16 protein-coding genes are annotated in these 19,648 nt (G+C 56.9%); 6 read left to right on the top strand and 10 right to left on the bottom strand.

Annotated features, from left to right (window positions below; translation table 11 throughout):
- Positions 1-18 precede the first annotated feature (18 nt).
- From ACXAIA_RS12480 to ACXAIA_RS12465, 4 genes are read left to right on the top strand one after another with little or no spacing between them, the layout of a single operon-like run.
- Positions 19-1,059 (top strand): AAA family ATPase, encoded by a 1,041-nt coding sequence (locus ACXAIA_RS12480; RefSeq protein ID WP_475349610.1) that lies wholly within the window; start codon positions 19-21, stop codon positions 1,057-1,059.
- Positions 1,060-2,013, top strand: coding sequence for a DUF58 domain-containing protein (locus tag ACXAIA_RS12475; RefSeq protein ID WP_475349609.1), 954 nt, complete (start codon positions 1,060-1,062; stop codon positions 2,011-2,013).
- Positions 2,010-4,721 carry a DUF4159 domain-containing protein gene (locus ACXAIA_RS12470; protein WP_475349608.1) on the top strand — a complete coding sequence of 904 codons (2,712 nt, stop codon included), beginning with the start codon at positions 2,010-2,012 and terminating at the stop codon, positions 4,719-4,721. Before ACXAIA_RS12475 ends, ACXAIA_RS12470 begins: the two co-directional genes overlap by 4 nt.
- Positions 4,718-6,793: a hypothetical protein gene (locus tag ACXAIA_RS12465; RefSeq protein WP_475349607.1), complete on the top strand. Its 2,076-nt coding sequence runs from the start codon at positions 4,718-4,720 to the stop codon at positions 6,791-6,793. The genes ACXAIA_RS12470 and ACXAIA_RS12465 overlap by 4 nt, the downstream gene beginning before the upstream one ends.
- 18 nt (positions 6,794-6,811) lie before the next feature.
- Here the strand turns inward: ACXAIA_RS12465 and ACXAIA_RS12460 are convergent, their stop codons facing one another.
- Positions 6,812-7,777, bottom strand: a complete 966-nt coding sequence (locus ACXAIA_RS12460) for a LysR family transcriptional regulator (RefSeq protein WP_475349606.1) — start codon at positions 7,775-7,777, stop codon at positions 6,812-6,814.
- A gap of 159 nt (positions 7,778-7,936) precedes the next feature.
- On the opposite strand from ACXAIA_RS12460, the gene ACXAIA_RS12455 reads away from it, so the two are divergent.
- Positions 7,937-8,896, top strand: a complete 960-nt coding sequence (locus ACXAIA_RS12455; protein WP_475349605.1) for a glutathione S-transferase family protein — start codon at positions 7,937-7,939, stop codon at positions 8,894-8,896.
- Between the two features lie 83 nt (positions 8,897-8,979).
- Here ACXAIA_RS12455 and ACXAIA_RS12450 read toward each other — a convergent pair whose 3' ends face one another.
- The 9 genes from ACXAIA_RS12450 to ACXAIA_RS12410 all read right to left on the bottom strand — a co-directional run bounded on the left by ACXAIA_RS12450 (position 8,980) and on the right by ACXAIA_RS12410 (position 18,360).
- Positions 8,980-9,483, bottom strand: a complete 504-nt coding sequence (locus tag ACXAIA_RS12450) for a F0F1 ATP synthase subunit B family protein (RefSeq protein ID WP_475349604.1) — start codon at positions 9,481-9,483, stop codon at positions 8,980-8,982.
- Positions 9,484-9,487: 4 nt separating this feature from the next.
- Complete coding sequence (locus ACXAIA_RS12445; protein WP_475349603.1) at positions 9,488-9,973, bottom strand: F0F1 ATP synthase subunit B family protein; 486 nt, start codon at positions 9,971-9,973, stop codon at positions 9,488-9,490.
- Positions 9,974-10,047: 74 nt separating this feature from the next.
- Positions 10,048-10,272, bottom strand: coding sequence for an ATP synthase subunit C family protein (locus ACXAIA_RS12440; RefSeq protein WP_007089066.1), 225 nt, complete (start codon positions 10,270-10,272; stop codon positions 10,048-10,050).
- Positions 10,273-10,332: 60 nt separating this feature from the next.
- Positions 10,333-11,055, bottom strand: a complete 723-nt coding sequence (locus ACXAIA_RS12435; protein ID WP_475344331.1) for a F0F1 ATP synthase subunit A — start codon at positions 11,053-11,055, stop codon at positions 10,333-10,335.
- 21 nt (positions 11,056-11,076) lie between these two features.
- A complete protein-coding gene (locus ACXAIA_RS12430) occupies positions 11,077-11,442 on the bottom strand; it encodes an AtpZ/AtpI family protein (protein ID WP_044827151.1) in 366 nt (121 codons plus the stop codon).
- Positions 11,443-11,892: 450 nt separating this feature from the next.
- Positions 11,893-13,224, bottom strand: coding sequence for a class I SAM-dependent methyltransferase (locus ACXAIA_RS12425; protein WP_475349602.1), 1,332 nt, complete (start codon positions 13,222-13,224; stop codon positions 11,893-11,895).
- Positions 13,225-13,312: 88 nt separating this feature from the next.
- Positions 13,313-16,846, bottom strand: a complete 3,534-nt coding sequence (gene smc, locus ACXAIA_RS12420) for a chromosome segregation protein SMC (RefSeq protein ID WP_475349601.1) — start codon at positions 16,844-16,846, stop codon at positions 13,313-13,315.
- Positions 16,847-16,919: 73 nt separating this feature from the next.
- The gene (locus ACXAIA_RS12415) at positions 16,920-17,516 is read right to left on the bottom strand and encodes a thioredoxin domain-containing protein (protein ID WP_475344325.1); all 597 of its coding nucleotides are present in this window, start codon (positions 17,514-17,516) and stop codon (positions 16,920-16,922) included.
- Positions 17,517-17,748: 232 nt separating this feature from the next.
- The gene (locus ACXAIA_RS12410; protein WP_475349600.1) at positions 17,749-18,360 is read right to left on the bottom strand and encodes a DUF721 domain-containing protein; all 612 of its coding nucleotides are present in this window, start codon (positions 18,358-18,360) and stop codon (positions 17,749-17,751) included.
- Between the two features lie 69 nt (positions 18,361-18,429).
- Between ACXAIA_RS12410 and mutY the strand changes: the two genes are divergently transcribed.
- A complete protein-coding gene (gene mutY, locus ACXAIA_RS12405) occupies positions 18,430-19,509 on the top strand; it encodes an A/G-specific adenine glycosylase (RefSeq protein ID WP_475349599.1) in 1,080 nt (359 codons plus the stop codon).
- Positions 19,510-19,648: the final 139 nt, after the last annotated feature.

The following is a 19,648-nucleotide window of genomic DNA, read 5'->3' as shown; positions in this document are numbered from 1 at the left end:
GAAGCACAGTCAACCGCCATGACAAACGCGCCACAATTCCCCGAAGAAATGGGTTTCTCCCAGGAAAGCAGTCTGGAACGCGATGCAGCTCGTCTGGACGAGTGTGTCGCACGGCTGGCCGAAGCCCGCAAAATGATTTCCTCTATTATATTTGGGCAGAATGATGCCGTAGAGCAAACACTTATCGGCATTTTATCGGGTGGACACGTGCTGATGGTCGGTGCGCCGGGCCTTGGCAAGTCCTTGCTGGCCCACACACTGGGCAAGGTTCTTGGCCTGCTTGATAAGCGTGTTCAGTTCACCCCCGATCTGATGCCAGCTGACATTCTGGGCTCCGAAGTGCTCGAAGAAGGGGCGGACGGCAAACGGGCCTTTCGCTTTATCAAGGGGCCGGTATTTTGCCAGCTTCTTCTGGCCGACGAGATCAACCGTGCCAGCCCGCGGACCCAGTCGGCCCTGTTACAGGCCATGCAGGAACGCGAAGTTTCGGTGGCCGGTTACAGCCACAAGCTGCCCGAACCGTTCCATGTTCTGGCCACCCAGAACCCACTGGAGCAGGAAGGTACCTATCCCCTGCCCGAAGCACAGCTTGACCGGTTCCTGCTTGAAGTGCGCCTGAGTTACCCGGATGCCGAGGAAGAACGCAAAATCGTGACCGAGACCACCGGGCGCTATCCTACACGTCCGCGTCAGGTTCTTCAGACCGATGATCTGGTTGAGGCACAGGACTTTGTTCGGCGTCTGCCGATGCCCGACCGGGTGCTTGATACCATCATCGCACTTTGCCGCGAATGCCGCCCGGAAAGCACATCGCTTGCCGATATCCGCGAAAACGTTGCCTGGGGTCCGGGTACACGTGCGGCACAGGCGCTGTCACTGGCGTGCCGGGCACGTGCGATGCTGTTTGGCCGCTTTGCGCCATCCATCGAGGATATCGAAGAACTTGCCGTTCCGGTCCTGCGCCATCGTTTTGGTCTGACCTATGGCGCACGCGCCGAAGGGTTTACCGCCAAGGGCCTGATTACCGATGCGCTGGCCCATTTGCAGGAGAACAGCTAATTGGCGAGCACTGCCGTGCATGATCATGTCGCCGCCGCCCGCGCCCTTGCGGCCCGACTGCCCCAGCTGATTGATGAGTCGCGCCGAACGGCCATCAGTCTGCGCAGTGGCCTGCATGGCAATCGCAAGGTCGGACCGGGCAGTGATTTCTGGCAGTTCCGACCGTATGTGCCGGGCGATCCGACCAACCAGATTGACTGGCGCCGGTCGGCACGCAGTGAACATACCTTCATCCGTCAGACCGAATGGCAGGCCAGTCACAATTACTGGATCTGGCCAGTTCTTTCACCTTCGACATACTGGTCATCAAAAGACAGCCTGCCATCCAAGGCCGAACGCACCCTGATCATTTCCATCGCGCTGGCCGATCTTTTGATCCGGAATGGCGAAACCGTCGGGACCTTTGATGGTGAACGCACACGCATCACATCGGCCGAACATCTTGAAAAACTGGCCCATGCGATGCTGGCCACCCCGCAAAGCATTTCCGATCAGGGGGCCAACATTCACCCGGGACGCAAACATTCGGTCCTGATCCTGGGCGACTTCCTTGAATTTGCCGATCAAACGGAAAAATCAACGCGCACCGTTCGCCGTCTCGGTCAGTATCAGAATGACGGTGCGCTGGTGCAGATCCTTGACCCTGCGGAAATCACCCCGCCCTATCAGGGGCGCGTAGATCTGTTTGATACCGGCGATCAGATGATTTTTCGCAGCGAAAAATTCGAAGACCTTGCCGATGGCTATCAAAAGCGCGCCCAGAAATGGCGGGCACTTGTCCGCGATGCCGCGCGCCAGAATGACTGGCTTTATGATCGCCATGTCACATCCGAAAGTGCCAGCCCGACATTACTCGCGCTTTATCAGCATCTGAGCGAACGGCAAAATCAAAGCGGGTCGAACGGCCGGGGACGGCCCAGCATGCACCGCCATAACACGCAGGAGATGTCATGAGCCTGTCGGCCATCACATTTCTGTATCCTGCGATGCTGGCCGGGCTGATGGTGTTGCCGATTGTCTGGCTTTTGATCCGATCAGCCCCCCGATCACCAAAGACCGTTACCTTCCCGGCCGCCCGCATCCTGCGCGGCCTTAAGAGCAAGCGCCGCGATATTCAGCGCGCCCCGATCTGGCAGACCATTCTGCGCTGCCTGATCCTGACCCTTCTGATCATTGCCGCGGCCCGCCCGGTAATGAACCGCAATGACTTTGCCGCCAATGATGGCGCGATTCTGATCATTGCCGATAATGGCTGGGACAGTGCTGCCAACTGGCGGCAATACCGCACGGCACTGGAACAGATCGCCAATCAGGCCCGGTTTGATCTGCAAACCATCTATGTTGCGCAAACAGCACCTGAGGCCGCCGGGGCGACCACATGGAAACTGCCCGACATTGTCGGGCCGGTATCGCCCAATGATACCAAAAGCCTGTTTGACCGCCTGCAACCGCGTCCCTGGCCGTCAGATTATGCCGCGCTATCCGATCTCATTTCCGAACGTCCGGACATGAGCCAGTCAATTGGCAGCATCCTGTGGCTGACCGGTGAGATGGACAATCCCGGCAAGGCCGAGATTGCCTCAGAGCTGCAAGATATAGCACCGATCACAACGATTTCGCCGACCATCACGGATCGCATCGCCATCCGATCGCTGAACCGGTCCGGTACGGGCATGGTGGCAACACTTACCCATAATCGCGTTGAACTGCCCCGCGAGGTCAACCTTCTGGCCCGTGGCGAACGCGGCAATGTCATTTTGCGTCATAGTGTTGAAATCGCCGCCGACACCGATAAAAGCGATATTGCGATCCTGCTGCCAAACGACATTTCAAATGCCATTCAGTCCGTCGGGGTCGAAGGGATCGAAAGTGCCGCGTCGGTCTTTCAGACCGGGGCGCGCTGGCAGCAACGCCGGGTTGGCGTAATCGTCAGTTCCGGCGATGGTCCGGGGGTATTGTCTGATCAGTATTTCTTCCTGGATCGTGCGCTGTCGCCCTACGCCGATGTGACCTTTGCGCCGCTGGGAACCTTATTGGAAAACGGGGTCGATGTTCTGGTTTCCGCCGGGCCGATATCGGGGCTTGGCAGCCAGTTTGATGCGCTGGAACGCTGGGTCAATGAAGGCGGCATGCTGGTCCGCTTTGCCGGGGACAGTTCGTCGCAGATCGGAAAGGACTTTTTGCCCGTCACGCTGCGCCTTGGTAACCGCGACTTTGGCGGATCAATGTCCTGGGAGAAGCCCAAAAGGTTGCTCGATTTTCCCGAAAACAGTCCGTTTCAGGGCATTGAAGTCCCGGGCGACATCACGGTTACCCGTCAACTCCTGGCCGAGCCGGACCCCGACATTGTCAGCAAGACCTGGGCACGTCTGACCGATGGCACGCCGCTAATTACCAGCACATCGCGCAATGCCGGGCGGATTGTACTGTTCCATGTAACACCATGGGCGGACTGGTCGAACCTGCCGATGTCGGGCCTGTTTGTCGAGCTGTGGCAAAAGCTGCTGCCGCTTGCCAGCCCAAGCAATCGCAGCGACGCCGAACTGCAAAGCAGCCTGCCCGCCCAGACCGTGCTTGACGGGTTTGGCCGCCCACATCAGCCCGATGCCCTTATCCTGCCGGTCCAGACACCGCTTCCGGTACCCAGCCCACGCCACCCGCCGGGCATTTATGGGGAAAACGGTCAGGCCGTTGCGTTGAACCTGGGCCCGTCACTCACGAACATCGGGCGTGATGTGATCTGGCCATCAGGGATCCGCACGCGCGAAATCACCGATCAAAGCCAGATTGATCTGGCTGCCCTTTGCCTGTTGGCGGCCCTTATGCTGGTTCTGCTTGATGCGCTGATCTTGCTTGCGCTTAACAATCTGTCCCTGCGGCGCAGCCGACGCAGCAATGCGCTGACATCAATCCTGTTGGCACTCGTTCTTGGCAGTGGGGTACTGTCAGCAGTCGCGTTGCCCTCAGTCGGCCATGCCGCGTCTCTGCCCGATGCCGCCTTGCAGCCCCGCCTGGCCTATCTTGAAACCGGTAATGCGCCGGTTGACCGGCTGAGCCGGGCGGGCATGACCGGACTGACCGAGATTTTGCGTCGGCGCAGTGCTGCGGAGCTCAACACGGTTGATGGTATCAATCCTGAAACCGACGAACTCAGTTTCTATCCACTGATCTATTGGCCGCTGGTCGATGGGCAGGAACCGTTTTCCGAACGCGCGCAGGATCGGTTGAACCGCTATCTCAATAACGGCGGGATGATCCTGATCGACAGTCGTGACCGCGAAGTCCAGCCGGCCCGTTTGCGCCGGCTTCTGGCCGGGTTGGAAGTGCCGCTTCTGGATCGTGCGCCCAGTGATCACATCCTGTTTCGCAGTTTCTATCTGCTTGATCATGCCTTTGGCCGGTTTTCCGAACCACTGTGGCTTGATGCCCGCCCGAGTCAGCGTCTGGACGGGGTGGCCTCGGTGCTGTTTGGTGGCAATGACTGGGCATCGGCATGGATCATCCCCGAAGGCCGTGATGATCTGCGCAGCGAAGACATATCGCCGCGCCAACGTGAAATGGCCTTCCGGTTTGGGGTTAATCTGGTGATGTATGCCCTGACCGGGAGTTACAAGGGCGATCAGGTGCATATCCCCGCCATCCTTGAAAGGTTGGGCCGATGAACCAGGGATGGCAAAACCTTCAGATCGCACCGCTTCTCGATATCACCATCCTGCAAGCACTCGCCGTTCTGTGCCTTGGCGCGGTGATTGTCTTTACCATATTCCGGCTGCGCGGCACGGTCTGGCGCGCTGTCGTCATGGTGCTGGTTCTTCTCGCACTTCTGGCACCGCAATTCACCGACCGCGAAAGTGAAAAACTAAGCGACATCGTCCTTGTTCTGGTCGACCGATCCGCAAGCCAGAATGTCGGCGACCGAACCGCACAGACCGATGCGGCAATTGCCGAATTGCAGGATCGCTTTGCTAATGATCCAACGGTCGAGCTTCGCTTTGAAGATGTTCCGGGCCAAACCGATACCCGCATGTTTGCCGTGCTTGACCGGTTGCTGGGCGGATTGCCACGCGAACGGCTGGGCGGGGTCATGATGATCACAGACGGACAGGTCCATGACGTGCCGGGGCGTCTTGACCTGAATGCACCATTGCATGTTCTGATCAGTGGCGGGCGCGATGAACGCGACCGTCGATTGGTCATTCGCCAAAGTGCGGATTACGGCATTGTCGGTAAGGATGCCGAATTCATGATCGAGGCGATCGATCCGCAATTGCCCGCCGGAACGGCCATTCCCGTTCGCATGTTGCTTGAAGACGGTACGGAACGCGAAATTGCCCTGCCCGCCAATGAACAACGCCGGGTCAGCATCCCCGTCCCTCATGCCGGGTCGGTGTTGGCCGAACTGCGCATGGATACCCTTGAAGAAGAAACCGACAAATCCAACAACCGCCTGATCCTTGAAACCACTGGTGTACGGGACCGGTTGCGCGTGTTGTTGTTATCGGGCGAACCCCATCCGGGCGAGCGCGCCTGGCGGAATTTGTTGCGGGCGGATCCGGGTGTGGATCTTGTGCATTTCACGATTTTGCGCCCGCCGGAAAAGGGCGATGACACGCCGATCAACGAACTGGCCCTGATCCCGTTTCCGATCCGTGATCTGTTTGAAGTGCGCTTGCGCCAGTTTGATCTGATCATTTTTGACCGCTATCAGATGCGCGGGGTTTTGCCGCCGCACTATCTGGAGAAGGTCGTTGATTTCGTGCGCTGGGGCGGCGCGGCACTAGTCGTCGCCGGGCCGGAATATGTCGGGCCGGACGGGCTTGCCAGCACGGCCTTGAATGATCTGATGCCAGCTACGCCAACCGGACGCATTGTCGAGCAGGCCTTTATCCCGCGCGTTAATCAGGCGGGCCGCCTGCACCCGGTTACAACCGCCATTGCCGGATCCCCCAACACACCGCCGAAATGGGGGCAATGGTATCGTCAGATTGAAACGCGGGTGTCGGACCCGGATGCCATGACGCTTCTGACCGGTGTTGATGACCTGCCGCTTCTGACCATGCAGCGGGTCGAGGAAGGCCGGGTCGCGATGCTGAGTTCCGATCAGATGTGGCTGTGGCAGCGCGGTCATGATGGCGGCGGCCCGGTGGCGGAATTGCTCAGGCGTCTTTCGCACTGGCTGATGAAGGAACCGGCATTGGATGAAAACACGGTGCGCACCGAACGCAGCCCGGATGGCGACAGCCTGATCCTTAACTGGCGCAAAATCGGTGCTGCCCCCGAGGCCGCCAGCGTGATCAACCCGGAAACCGGCGCGCAAATCAACGCCCCGTTCGAACAGCTGCCTGATCAGTCATGGCAGGCGACAGTACCGATCGAAACACGCGGTTTGATCCGCGTGCAGGTCCGTGATCAGGACAAGCGCAGCCAGACCAGCCTGCATGTTGATCGTGATGTCCTGACAGCCGAAACCCAGAATACCAATTCAACCCCCGACCTTCTGGCCGGGCTGGTGGCGGAAAATGATGGCTATATCGGTCGAATTGAGGATGGCCTACCCGATTTCCGCCATGTGCCCGATGATCGCATCTGGCATGGTAGCAACTGGGCCGGGTTTGTTCAGACTGACAGTTTCAAGACGGTGATTGGTGGCATTACCAATCTGCTGCCCATCCCGTTGGTGGCGCTTTTGATCGGGGCGATCTGTTTGCTGGGCTGGCGGGTGGAAAGCAAGTAATCCAAGTCACCCAAGTTATCAGGGTGTGGGGCGCTGGCGCCCACGGCCTTCGTGATATTCCACGCAGGCATCCTTGTGGAAGTTGCACAGACCACCTTTGAATTTCTCAACCAGGAAATCGATAAAGACGCGCACCTTGCTGGGCAGATGGCGACGTTCCGGATAGACCGCGTAAATGCCGCCACTGCTTAGCGGGTCGTAATCATGCAGGATGCGAACAAGGCGTCCTTCGCTGAGCGCCTCGGCAACGATGAATTCCGGTTCGCGTGCGATGCCTAGACCACGAATGGCGGCGACGGAGGTGAATTCACCGTTATTGCATGACATCACCGGATCGACGCGCACCGAGACCTGGCCTTCAGGCCCTTCGAAATCCCAGATATTGGGGCTTGGCACATTGGTGTAGGAAATCGTTTTATGGTCTGCCAGTTCCTGCGGGGTTTTGGGTTCCCCGTGTTCAGCAAGATAGCCTGGGGACGCCACGACGTGGCCGGTGAAATCGGCCAGCTTGCGCGCAATCAGACTTGAATCCTTAAGGCGCGTGATGCGGACCGCCATATCGATCCCCTCGGCCACCAGATCCACCATGTGATCGTCCAGATGGATATCGACATGCAGGCCCGGATACTTTTCCATGAATTCGGTGACCAGTTGCGGCAGATACATCTGCCCGAAGGTCAGCGGGGCAGAAATGCGCAAGGTGCCGCGCGGTGTGCCGCGCAAGTCGGTCAGGGCATGTTCAGCGGTTTCGATTTCTTCGACCACGCGCGCGCAATGCTGATAAAACGTCGATCCCGCATCGGTCAGGCTCAGCCGCCGTGTGGTGCGGTTCAAAAGCCGGATACCAAGGTTATCTTCAAGCTTGGTCACATGTTTGCTGACGGCCGATTTTGACATGCCAAGCTTGCGCGCCGCACCGGAAAAACTGCGTTCTTCAACAACACGGGCAAAGACGGTCATACCGTCAAGGTTTCCGATCAGCATTATGCGGCTCCTGGCTACATTTCTTGGGATACTGTTGCGCGATTGGAAACAAATTAATGTCACATCAGCGGATTGTCTTCAACGCGCAAATCAGGAGAATGAAGCCTAACCGAGGCAGGATGACTGCCCACACCGACGAACAGAATTTGGGAAACGGACATGGGATTACTTGTCGACGGAAAATGGCAAGACAAATGGTATGACACCAAAAGCACTGGCGGAAAATTCAAACGCCAGGATTCTGCTTTTCGCAACTGGGTGTCTGCCGATCAGAATGCCGAATTCCCGGCCGAAAAAGGCCGGTATCACCTGTATGTTTCCTATGCCTGCCCGTGGGCGCACCGCACCCTGATCTTCCGCGCGCTCAAGGGCCTGGAAGACATGATCAGTGTGTCTGTCGTGCATTGGCATATGGGCGAGAATGGCTGGGAATTTGACCGCGAAGCCGGCCTTCCCGATCATCTGGAAGATCGCGATTTCATGCATCAGGTCTATACCGATGCGATGGCTGATTATACCGGGCGCGTCACCGTGCCGGTGATCTGGGACAAGAAGACCAACAAACTTGTCAGCAATGAATCTGCTGAGATCATCCGCATGTTTAACAGTGCCTTTGATGATCTTGGCGCAACCGATGTCGATTTCTATCCCGAAGCGTTAAGGGCTGAGATCGACGCGGTCAACGAGCGCGTTTATCACGATGTGAATAACGGCGTGTACAAGTCGGGCTTTGCCACGACGCAGTCGGCCTATGAAGAAGCCGTCACGACCCTGTTTGACACGCTTGATTGGCTTGAAGAACGTCTGTCAAAGCAGCGCTATCTGGTGGGCAATCAGATTACCGAGGCCGACTGGCGCCTGTTTCCGACCCTTGTGCGCTTTGACTCAGTCTATCACGGGCATTTCAAATGCAATCTGCGCAAGCTCAATGAATATCCCAATCTCTGGGCCTATACGCGCGATCTGTATCAACAGCCCGGGATCAAGGAGACGGTGTGTATGGACCATATCAAGGGCCACTATTACGAAAGCCACCCGACGATCAACCCGTCCGGTGTGGTGCCGCTTGGCCCGGTCATGGACCTTGAAGCGCCGCATGGCCGCGAGAAACTGTCCTGATCACATCATTGATCCTCGGCATCAGATAACAAAAAACCCCGCAGCAATGCTGCGGGGTTTTTAATTTCCGAAAACCGGAAAAATCAGTTCAGACGACCTTTGATTTCCGCGATCGCGCTATCAACCAGCTCGTCTGCCTTTGCACCGGAGACCTTGTCAGAAACTAGGGCCGTGGTGGCCGCGGCTGCGATTTCGGCGACATGCGCACGAACTTCGGCGATAGCCTGGCTTTCGAGGTTGGAGATACGATCCAGGGCCTGCTGTTCACGGCGTTTAAGGGCCGCTTTGAGCTCTGCCTGGGCGCTCTCGAGCATGCGGTCGGCTTCTGCCTTGGCATGCGCGCGGATTTCGTCAGCTTCCTTGAGCGCTTCACGCTGTTTGGCCTGATAATTGGCCAGAAGCTCTTGGGCTTCTTCGCGAAGACGCTGTGCTTCATCCAGTTCGTCGGAGATCTTCTTGGCACGTTTATCAAGTGCGCCCGAGATACCCTTGACGGCTTTGAAACCGCCAAAACCGACGACCAGCACGAAAGAAAGCGTGGTCCAGGTGTATGGATCGGTAAGGAAAGTAACCTCTTGGGTTGCCATTGTCTTACTCTCCTACGATTGCCGAAACAGCCTTGTCGGCAGTTTTGGCCTGAACCTTGACACCGATAAGTTTGTCGGTTGCTTCACGGGCAATTTCCGATGCTGCTTCTGCAACACCAGTCATTGCATCCGCTTTCGCGTCCGCAATTGCCTTTTCGGCATCAGATGTCTTTTTAGACAGCTTCTTGACCATGGCATCGGTTTTCTTGGCTTGCTCTGCAGCAGCCTTTTCCGATGCTTCGCGAATGTCAGCCTGAGCAGCCTCACGAGCTTCTGCCAAAGCAGCCTCGTATTTCGCGATGGCGGCATCGGTTTCGTCTTTCAACGCCCGAGCCTTGCCAAGGTTGTCTTCGATGGTTTTTTGACGGCGTTCAAGAACTTCACCGACCTTCGGCAGCGCGATTTTCGACATCAGGAAATACAAGATGGCAAAAATAACGAACAGCCAGAAAATCTGTTCTGAGAACGTCGCAATATCAAACTGCGGCATAGCCTACTCCCGAATTCAACGAGACCGGCGAGGGGGTGCCTCGCCGGGCCGTGTATTCGCGCAAAAGGCGCCGATTAGCCGAACAGAACGATCAGCGCAACGACGAGTGCGAACAGTGCAATAGCTTCGGTAACAGCAAAGCCGATCCAGCCATACAGTTCAACGTCGCCTTTTGCAGCCGGGTTGCGGCCAACAGTCGCAATCAGGCTCGACCAGATGTTACCAACACCGATACCGGCACCAATCATGCCAATAGCAGCCAGGCCAGCACCGATCATCTTAGCAGCATCGAGTTCCATAACTTCACCCTTTCGAATTTCTTAAAGGCAATCAGAAGAGATCACACCAAACCACACACATCAGTGCATGTGGATTGCATCATGGAGATAGATGCAGGTGAGAATTGTGTAGACATAAGCCTGAAGCGCAGCAATGCCGAACTCCAGAACAGTAATCCCCGTCAGCAAAGCAAACGGAAGCACGCCGAGAATGCCAATCAGGCCAACGAACCCACCGATAACTTTCAGCATGATGTGGCCGACGGTCATGTTCGCAAACAGTCGGATCGCCAGGCTGAACGGACGAGAGAAATAGGAGATGATTTCGATCGGGATCAGAATGATCGCAGTCGCAATCGGCGCACCTTCAGGGAAGAACATCCGAAGGTAATGCGTACCATGACGCATGAAGCCGATGACCGTCACACCGAGGAAGATCACCAGAGCCATCGCAAAGGTTACAGCGATGTGGCTCGTAAAGGTAAAGCTGTGCGGGATCATGCCAAGCAGGTTCCCGAACAGAACAAACATAAACAGCGTAAAGACGAACGGGAAATATTTGCGACCTGCGCTTCCCACGTTGTCCTTGAGCATATTGGCGACGAATTCATACATCACCTCGGCAGCGCCCTGCCAGCGGCCCGGAACCAGCGCGCCGCGACGCATCGAAAGCGTCATGAAGCCCGTTACGAGAACGGCTGCGATCACCATCCAAAGTGCGGAGTTGGTGAAGGAAACATCAATGCCGGCAACCGAAAGTTCGGCCAAGGGCTTGATTTCAAACTGCTCTAGCGGTCCAGCCACCGTAATCCTCGCTCAATATTATCAGGGTTCGGATTGGTCCCCGTTCCCCTGCTTGCGCTCCCCCATCGCACGACCAAGTCCGACAGCACTGTCAAAACCCTTGGCAACGCGATAAGCGTTCAAACCTCCGGCACCTGCCCCGAGAAAAACAAACAGAACAAGCAGCCAAGGCGTCGTATCAAGCACCCGATCCAGCGCCCAGCCGATCAGCAAGCCAACAAGGACAGCAGCGATCATTTCCGCCGAAATCCTCATGCCAAGCGCCATCCCTTGGGATGGTTTGCCGGTCGCCCGGTTCGGGCTGTGCAGCTCTTCGCGTTTGCCTGTTACAGCTGCCAGTTTGCTTTCAAGCTCTGCTAATGAAGCGCGATCTTTATCATCGCTCATTGTCGTGAACCCCGCTGTGGCAGCCCTGCAGACGTCGCAAGGAAATGCGCGGGCAACATACTTAGCACCCCATGGGCTGTCAAGCTGTAAAACCCCGTCTTGCGCAGCCGACAAAAACCGGAATAATTCCAATTATTTCAGACATTTAACCCATGAAATGTGAAGGAAAACACTTTTAGAGTTAGGCAATAGTCGCAGTCACTAAAAATAACAGTGACTTGGCCCACTTGGCTGCAACCGGCGGTTTTCCTTGGTTCTTGCCGCTTTGAAGCACCTCAACAGCCCAAATGACAAAGTCGGGGATTTTCACGCTGACCGGACAATTTGCCAAAATCTGGACCGAATTTAGCCAGAACCATGAAATATCGATGGATTAAAGACGGTCAGTTGGCCCGATTCACCGATGCCGGGCAAAGCCAGCCCGCCAACCGTCTGAAACTCAAAAGCGGATTAAACCTTGCGCACGCGAAGGGTGCGTTCGCCATCCGTTTTCTGCCAGCCGTCCGGTTTGGCGGCCAGCATCCAGTCGAACTTGTGAAACAGCGCCCAAACAGCCCCCAGCGTATTGATCGCAATCGAATTCATATCAATCGGCTGGGTATCAAGGATCTCGTCGCGCAGGATGGCGACGATTTGGGCCACGGTGTTCTTGCCATCAAACACCGCCAACAGGCGCGCCAGATCCGGCCCACCGGTCAGATCAACCGCATTGCCACTGCCATCTTCTATCAGAACGGGCTGACCGGCGAGGGCAACCAGATCATCAAAGAAGGTCTTGTTGGGCGGTACAAAGAAATAGGGTGCCAGTTCGGCATCCGGCAACACCTCGGCCGTTTGGCCTTTATCCTCGCGCGTCAGATAAAAGGCATGCAGCGGCATCGCGCCACTGAACCGTTCACAGAAGGCCTGCTGATCGCGCAGTGGCTTGGCCGCCAATTCGCGTAGCAATCCCGGATCACGGACCAGATTTTCGATGTTGTAATGCGCCTTGCCGGTACCGCCAAAACCGAAGAAACCGGTAAAGGCCGCCACATGCAAAGCAGCAGACGCAGCAAAACGATACACCCCGTGCACATCATAGGCGCATTCGACGGGATGAAGCAGCAAATCGACGATTTCCGGATCGTTTTCAAGCAGACCTTTGATAAAGCCCGGACCACCGCCCATCTTGAGCAGCATATTGTCTTCTGGCAGGGCCGAAAGCAGCGTGCGCGTCATGGCAAGCTGTTGCTGCAGGTCTTTGCCTTCGAGCAAAGGCTCGATCATTTTGCGCCATTCGGTCACCGCCAGACGCCCATGTTCACCATACACCATAATGCCCATCGCACCATCGACCTTGAGCACGCTCGTCAGGTCACGCAGGCCTTCTTCGGGGTCTTCAAGGTGGTGCAAGACACCCGCGCAATTGATGTAATCAAAAGCTTCTGGCGCGGATTTGGCGAATTCCGAAATCGTCTGATTAACAAAGGTCACGTTGGTCAGGCCGCGGGCCTCGGTCCGGGCGCGGGCGATCTTGGTGCTTGCTTCAGACGGCTCAAGATACGTCACCGTCCCACCGACATCACGCAGCTGTTCGGCGAGCCATACCAGGGAATCACCGGTGCCGCCGCCCGCGACAAGGGCGCGAAAGGTGTCATCAAAGACCTTGGTCCCGCCAAAACAGTAATGATTAACCCGCGAGAGGGTATCAAGTGGCGGCATTAACAGACGGTCTTTTTCCTGCTGCGGATCGCGCAAAGGATAGGGAAACTGTTCATAGAGCTCGCGCACTTTTTGGGACATTCGGCCATCACCATCATTGAGTTTCAATGATGTGTAACATCGCCCGCCCTATCAGTTTATTAATGAGATGCTTATTAAGCAGCACGGATCAGTTGGTGAAGTCGAGCTCGGTCTGTTCTTTCTTGGAATAGACTTCTGCCTGATGCAGATCGACCGATACCAACGAGGAAACACCGCGTTCGGCCATGGTCACACCAAACAGACGGTTCATCCGGGCCATGGTCATACGGTGGTGGGTGATGACCAGGAAGCGCGTATTGGCATGACGGCCAATGGCCTCCAACAGCTTGCAGAAACGGTCAACGTTGGCGTCATCAAGCGGGGCGTCGACCTCATCAAGCACGCAGATCGGGGCCGGGTTGGTCAGGAAGACCGCAAACAGCAAGGCGACAGCGGTCAGGGCCTGTTCACCGCCCGAGAGCAGCGACAGATGCTGGAGCTTTTTGCCCGGCGGGGATGCCATGATCTCAAGCCCGGCTTCAAGCGGATCATCCGCCTCGGTCAGCATCAAATGCGCACCACCGCCCCCAAACAGGCGGACAAAAAGTTGCTGGAAGTGTTTGTCGACCTCGTCAAAGGCGGCTTTGAGGCGCGCACGGGCTTCGCGATTGAGCTGATTGATGCCATTGCGCAGCTTTTCAATGGCAGCAATCAAATCATCGCGTTCCGACACCATGGTGTCTTTCTGTTCCTGCATCTCGGCCAACTCGACCTCGGCGCGCAGGTTGACCGCACCCAGATTTTCACGTTCGCGGGTCTGGCGTTGCAGGCGGGCTTCGATATCTCCTTCGCTCGGCAATTCCTTGGTCAGATCAATCTGGCCCAGTTCAACCAGCTGATCGGGGGTGGCATTGACGCGTTCGCGGATACGTTCGATCAGATCGCGGCGATGTTGTTCGGCCTGCTCAAGCAGGGCTTCACAGCGCACGCGGCCTTCGCGGGCCTCGGCCAGTTTTTGTTCGGCTTCACGCAGATTCATGTCCGCTTCGCGTTGGGCATTTTCCGCGCGCTGCAACTCATCGGCGGTTTCTTTGCGGGTCGCGTCGGAAAACTCGATCCGGTCTGACAGGATGGCGCGGCGCTCTTCGATCTCTTCGGGCTTGAGTTCAAGCTCCTCGATCTCCATGCGGGCTTCTTCCTGACGTTCGCGCAGTTCGGCAACCCGTTCACCGGCCCCGGATGCCCGTTCGTTCCAGGTGGCGATTTCATTTTCAACAAATTCAAGGCGTTTGCGCCGGCCCGACATGGTGCTTTGCATGCGTTCAAGCTGGCTTCGGGCTTCCATCTGATCGGCGCGTGCATCAGCCAGATTGGCGCGTTTCTCGATCAGTTCGGCCTTGATTTCCATCAGGCCTTCGCTGCTTTCCTCTGGCAGGGCAGCAAGCTCTTCCTGTTCGGCGATCAGTTCATCAAGGTCCTGCTTGGCGCGTTTTTCGGCTTCTTCGGCGTTCTGAAGGCGGCTTTCGATGGCGCTAGCATCGCGTTTGATATTGGCGATTTCCTCACGCGCGGAGGACGCGGCATTTTCCGCATCGCGCACCGCGCGATGGGATTCCTGCTCCGCCGTTCGGGCCGCCTCGATTTCTTCGTCCAGGCGTTCGACATTTTCACTGGCGATCTCGGCACGCTCAGTTGCGGCTTCGACCACCGCATCGGCTTCTTCCAGTTCACCGCGGAGTTCTTCAAGGCGGTTACGCTGACGCAGGCGCACAGCAGCAGGCAATTCAGCCCCGGCAAGAATGCGATAGCCATCCCAACGCCAAAGTGCGCCTTCGCGCGAGACAAGGCGCTGACCAACCTTCAGGTTTTTGGCAAGGAAGTTCCCGGTCGCCTCGTCATCGACAATGCCAATCTGCCACAGACGACGGTTCAGAAGTGCGGGTGCCTCGACATATTTGGCAAGTGCCGTCACACCATCGGGCAAGGCCGGATCATCAGTCGCCGGATCAATGGTCGCCCAATGCATCGCCGCATCAATCGCATCCGGGGCATCAAGGTCCTCGCCAAGGGCGGCGGCCATGGCCAGTTCAAAACCGCCCTGCACCGTAATGTTTTCGATTACGCCCGGATATTTGTCGTCGTCACCGCCGCGAAGGAGACTTTCAAGTGCCTCAATCTCGGCGGTCAGGCGGGCCTTGCGGCTTTCGGCATCGCGCAGGGCATCGCGGGCATCGCTTTCAGCGGTTTTCAGACCGTCTTCGCGGTCACGCATTTCAGCCAGGCGCATTTCGGCCTCTTCGACCGCCATCTTGCGCTGCTCGACCAGTTCCTCGCACTCTTCAAGATGCATGCTGGCTTCTTCAAGTGCCTCGGAGAAGTCGGCTTCAATGCGGATATCATCAAGCTTGGCGACGGCTTCGTCATGGCGTTCGGTCAGGCGTGACCGGCGGGCATTAAGTTCGCTTAAACGCTGCTGAACCGATTTAAGGCGCGCCTCTTCCTCGGCAACCTTGTTGGTCATGGCATCGACATCGGTTTCAAGCTCTTCAACCCGAAGGGCCTTTTCGGATGCAACTTCGCGGGCTTCATCAAGCGCGTCGTCTTCGCCGCCTTGGGCTTCGCTCAGTTCTTCACGCTCGTCCTGAAGTTTTTTAAGAGCGCCTTCGGCGTCACTTGCCAGTTCCGCCTCACGCGCAAGGTCGGCATCAATCTGTTGAATGCGCCCGCGCAGCTGGCCCATCTGGGTTTCGATCTGCGCCTTGTCCTTATCCAAGCCTTCGCGTTCGATCAAAAGGCGCTGCAGGGCGGCGGCAGCCTCGGACTCTTTTTTGCGAAGATCAGGCAGGCTTGCGGCAACATGGGCCTGAACCGTTGTGGCCTCGGTCACTGATGAGGTCAGGTCACGCACGGCACTTTCGCCAGCGACCAGCAATTCCCGGGCGTCTTCCTGACGTTTCTGGGCGTCGGTCCAGCGGATATGGAACAGCAAGGCCTCGGTCTGGCGGACACTTTCCGAAAGCTTGCGATACCGTTCGGCCTGTCTTGCCTGTTTTTGCAGGGACGCGATCTGACCATCAAGCTGCAACAGAACGTCTTCAAGACGTTCCATATTCTGCTCAGCGTTCTTCAGACGCAGCTCTGCTTCGTGACGGCGTGAATGCAGGCCGGTGATGCCGGCGGCTTCTTCAAGGATCAGGCGACGCTGGATCGGTTTGGCGCCAATCAGGGCGCCAATTTTGCCCTGGGACACCATGGCGTTTGAGCGCGCACCGGTCGCGGCATCGGCAAACAGCAATTGCACATCACGGGCGCGGACGTCCTTGCCATTGACTCGATAGTTCGACCCGCCGCCGCGTTCAATACGGCGCGTGACTTCGAGCATATCGAAATCATTGAACATCGCGGGCGCCTTGCGCTCGCTATTATCAAGGGTAACGGATACTTCGGCGACGTTACGCGCAGGGCGGCTTGATGTGCCGCCAAAAATAACGTCGGACATGTCAGAACCACGCATCTGCTTGGCCGATGTTTCGCCCATCACCCAGCGCAGTGCTTCGACAAGATTGGATTTGCCACAGCCGTTCGGGCCGACAACACCGGTCAGCCCGTCTTCAACGAGTAGATCTGTTGAATCGACGAAGGACTTGAACCCCGTCAGCTTTAGCGATTTAAACTGGACCAATCATGTCCCCCGGTCCGACCCTGTCCCCTGTTGCCGAACACCGCAGGTGCGGTGTTCGGCAGAATTGTTTTGGTTAGTCGATAAGGTCTTCGACTTTTTCAATAAAGAATTCCGCATCGCGCGAACCGGCAATGGTGTCACCGTCCAGCACAAAGCTCGGCGTGGAATTGACGTTGAATTCCTGTTCACCGGTCATGCGCGAGCCAACGATACCGTCAATCAGTTCCTGATCGGCAATGCAGGCATCCACCGCGTCACCGGTCATGCCGGCAAAGCGTACCACTTCCTTGATGCTGCCAATCGGGTCCTGCGAACGTGCCCAGGTCAGCTGGGATTTGAACAGCATGCCCAGAACACCGAAATAGCGATCTTCGCCCGCGCACTGCGCGATGGCGGCGGCCCGCAGGGCAACACCATCAAGCGGATAGTCGCGGAAGATCAGCTTCAGCTTGCCGGTATCAATCAGCTTTTCCTTGATCTCAGGCAGAACCTCGGTGTGGAAGGACGCACAATGCGGGCAGGTCAAAGATGCATATTCAATCATCGTGACCGGCGCATTTGCATCTCCCATCACATGTTCTTTCCATTCAACTGCTTGTGCCTGTTGGGTGCTTGCCACACCAACCATCATCAAAAAAGCACCAGCAAGAAACTTAACTGCCTTTAGCAAGGAAACCTCCGTTAAAACAAAGTTTTGTGATTACAAGCCTGTTGCAGCGCGGGAGTCAACACACCCCCGAAAACGGCTATGCCACCAACGAGTCGCCAAGTTGGCGCGCAATTGCGGCAACTCCGTGATCGTTCATTTCAATAAACTGATTCGATTATCCCCGACGCACAAGACAACAGGCCGTGATCACGCAGCACGCGGTTAACAGCCCCGGCCAACCGTGGTGAATGCCTTATTTCTTGCCGGTTTTGGGGCGCAGCCCACCGCTTGCACCGGCGATATGACGGCCAAGTCGGGTCAAAACTTCGCGCAGGTGGGGATCTTCGATCTTTTCGAGGTCGGCCTGACTGGTGGGGCTGATGTCAGCTTCGGGTACTTCGGCCGGGCGTTTGACGGTGCGTTCCGGGCGTGAAATATCCCCCTGAAGCATTGTAATCTTGTTGATCGCGCGATAGCCGAAATAGCTGTTCACCCGCTCGATGATTTGCGGCATGCGATGTTGGAGCTCAAGCGCGACCGGGCCAACCACGCGGATCAGCAAGGTACCGCCAGCAATGCTTTCCTTGGGCGGCGGGCTATATTTCAGCGGCATGGTATATTGTTCAAGATCACGCCCGACGATCTCGGCCCAATGCAGGATAATCTCGGTCTGGAAAAAGCCGCGTTTGCGCACGAGTGGCCGGGTCAGATTACCCACAAGCGGGGCAACATTGCGAAGTCCCATGCGGCGTTCCGAACTGCCCAGCGGGGAAAATCCCTGCTTCTTTTTTGGTGCGACAGACTTCGATGCCTGATCCAGCATCGAGCCACTTTTCGTACCAGAACTATCTTTTTTCTTGCTCACGCCCGCTTCTTTCGTAGGGTCTGCATAACTTCGGACCAGATCCGTAAAACAACATAACACGGGATCGACGTGCATTTCACCCATCAGGACACCCAACGCCTCGCAGTAACCATGCTGGAATGGTATGACCGCCATCACCGCACCCTGCCCTGGCGATCAGAACCCGGCGAGACGCCCGATCCGTATCACGTCTGGCTCAGCGAAATCATGCTGCAACAAACCACCGTGCAAACGGTGGGACCCTATTTTGCGGCCTTTCTGAACCGCTGGCCAACGGTGACCGATCTTGCCAATGCCGAACTTGATGATGTTCTGCATGCCTGGCAGGGGCTTGGATACTATGCCCGTGCGCGCAACCTGCATAAATGCGCCAAGGTGGTGGCCACCGAGTATGACGGTGTTTTTCCCGATACCGAGGAAGGCTTGCTGAAACTGCCGGGCATTGGTCCCTATACCGCCTGCGCGGTTGCCGCCATTGCCTTTAACCGCCATGCCAGCCCGGTGGATGGCAATATCGAACGGGTGATTTCGCGTTTGTTTGCGCTGGAAACGCCGTTGCCCGACGTCAAACCGGAAATCAAGGAAAAGTCAGCCGCCCTGACGCCATCCGATCGCCCCGGCGATTACGCCCAGGCATTGATGGATTTGGGTGCGACGGTCTGCACCCCGCGCAATCCGGCATGTGGCATTTGTCCGTGGCAGGCCGATTGCGAAGGGCGTAAATCCGGCATCGCGCCCGACCTTCCCAAGAAACGCAAGAAAGAACCGAAACCGACCCGCGTCGGCTATGCCTTCTGGATCCGGCGCGAAGACGATGGCCGCATTCTGGTCCGTCGTCGTCCTGAAAAGGGATTGCTGGGCGGCCTTTACGAAGTGCCCGGCAGTGACTGGCGCGCGATCGAGGCACCTGATGATGTCATGCTCTCCGAGGCGCCGGTATCAGCGAAATGGTCGGAACTTGATGGTACGGTTGGCCATACCTTCACGCATTTTCATCTCAATGTCAGCGTACTGGCGACAAGCCTGCCCGCGCAGGAGGCCGATCAACTTGATGGCAGTTGGACAACCATTGACGGGCTTTCGGACTTTGCCCTGCCAACCGTGATGAAAAAGATCGTGCACCATGCCCTGAAATACGGGCCGGATTGATCGCAATTCTTTTGCGGCATAAAACCCGCGCAATTAACCAATGCAATTAAAAAGCAGCGGTGTTAAGTGTCAAGGACCGCTGCATGATATATGCGCATCCTTGCGTTTGCCCTTACAATGATTTTGCGCATGACGGCGA

This window comes from Thalassospira sp. ABL2_045 (genome assembly GCF_056161285.1).
This window is presented reverse-complemented; position numbering and strand designations above follow the sequence as displayed.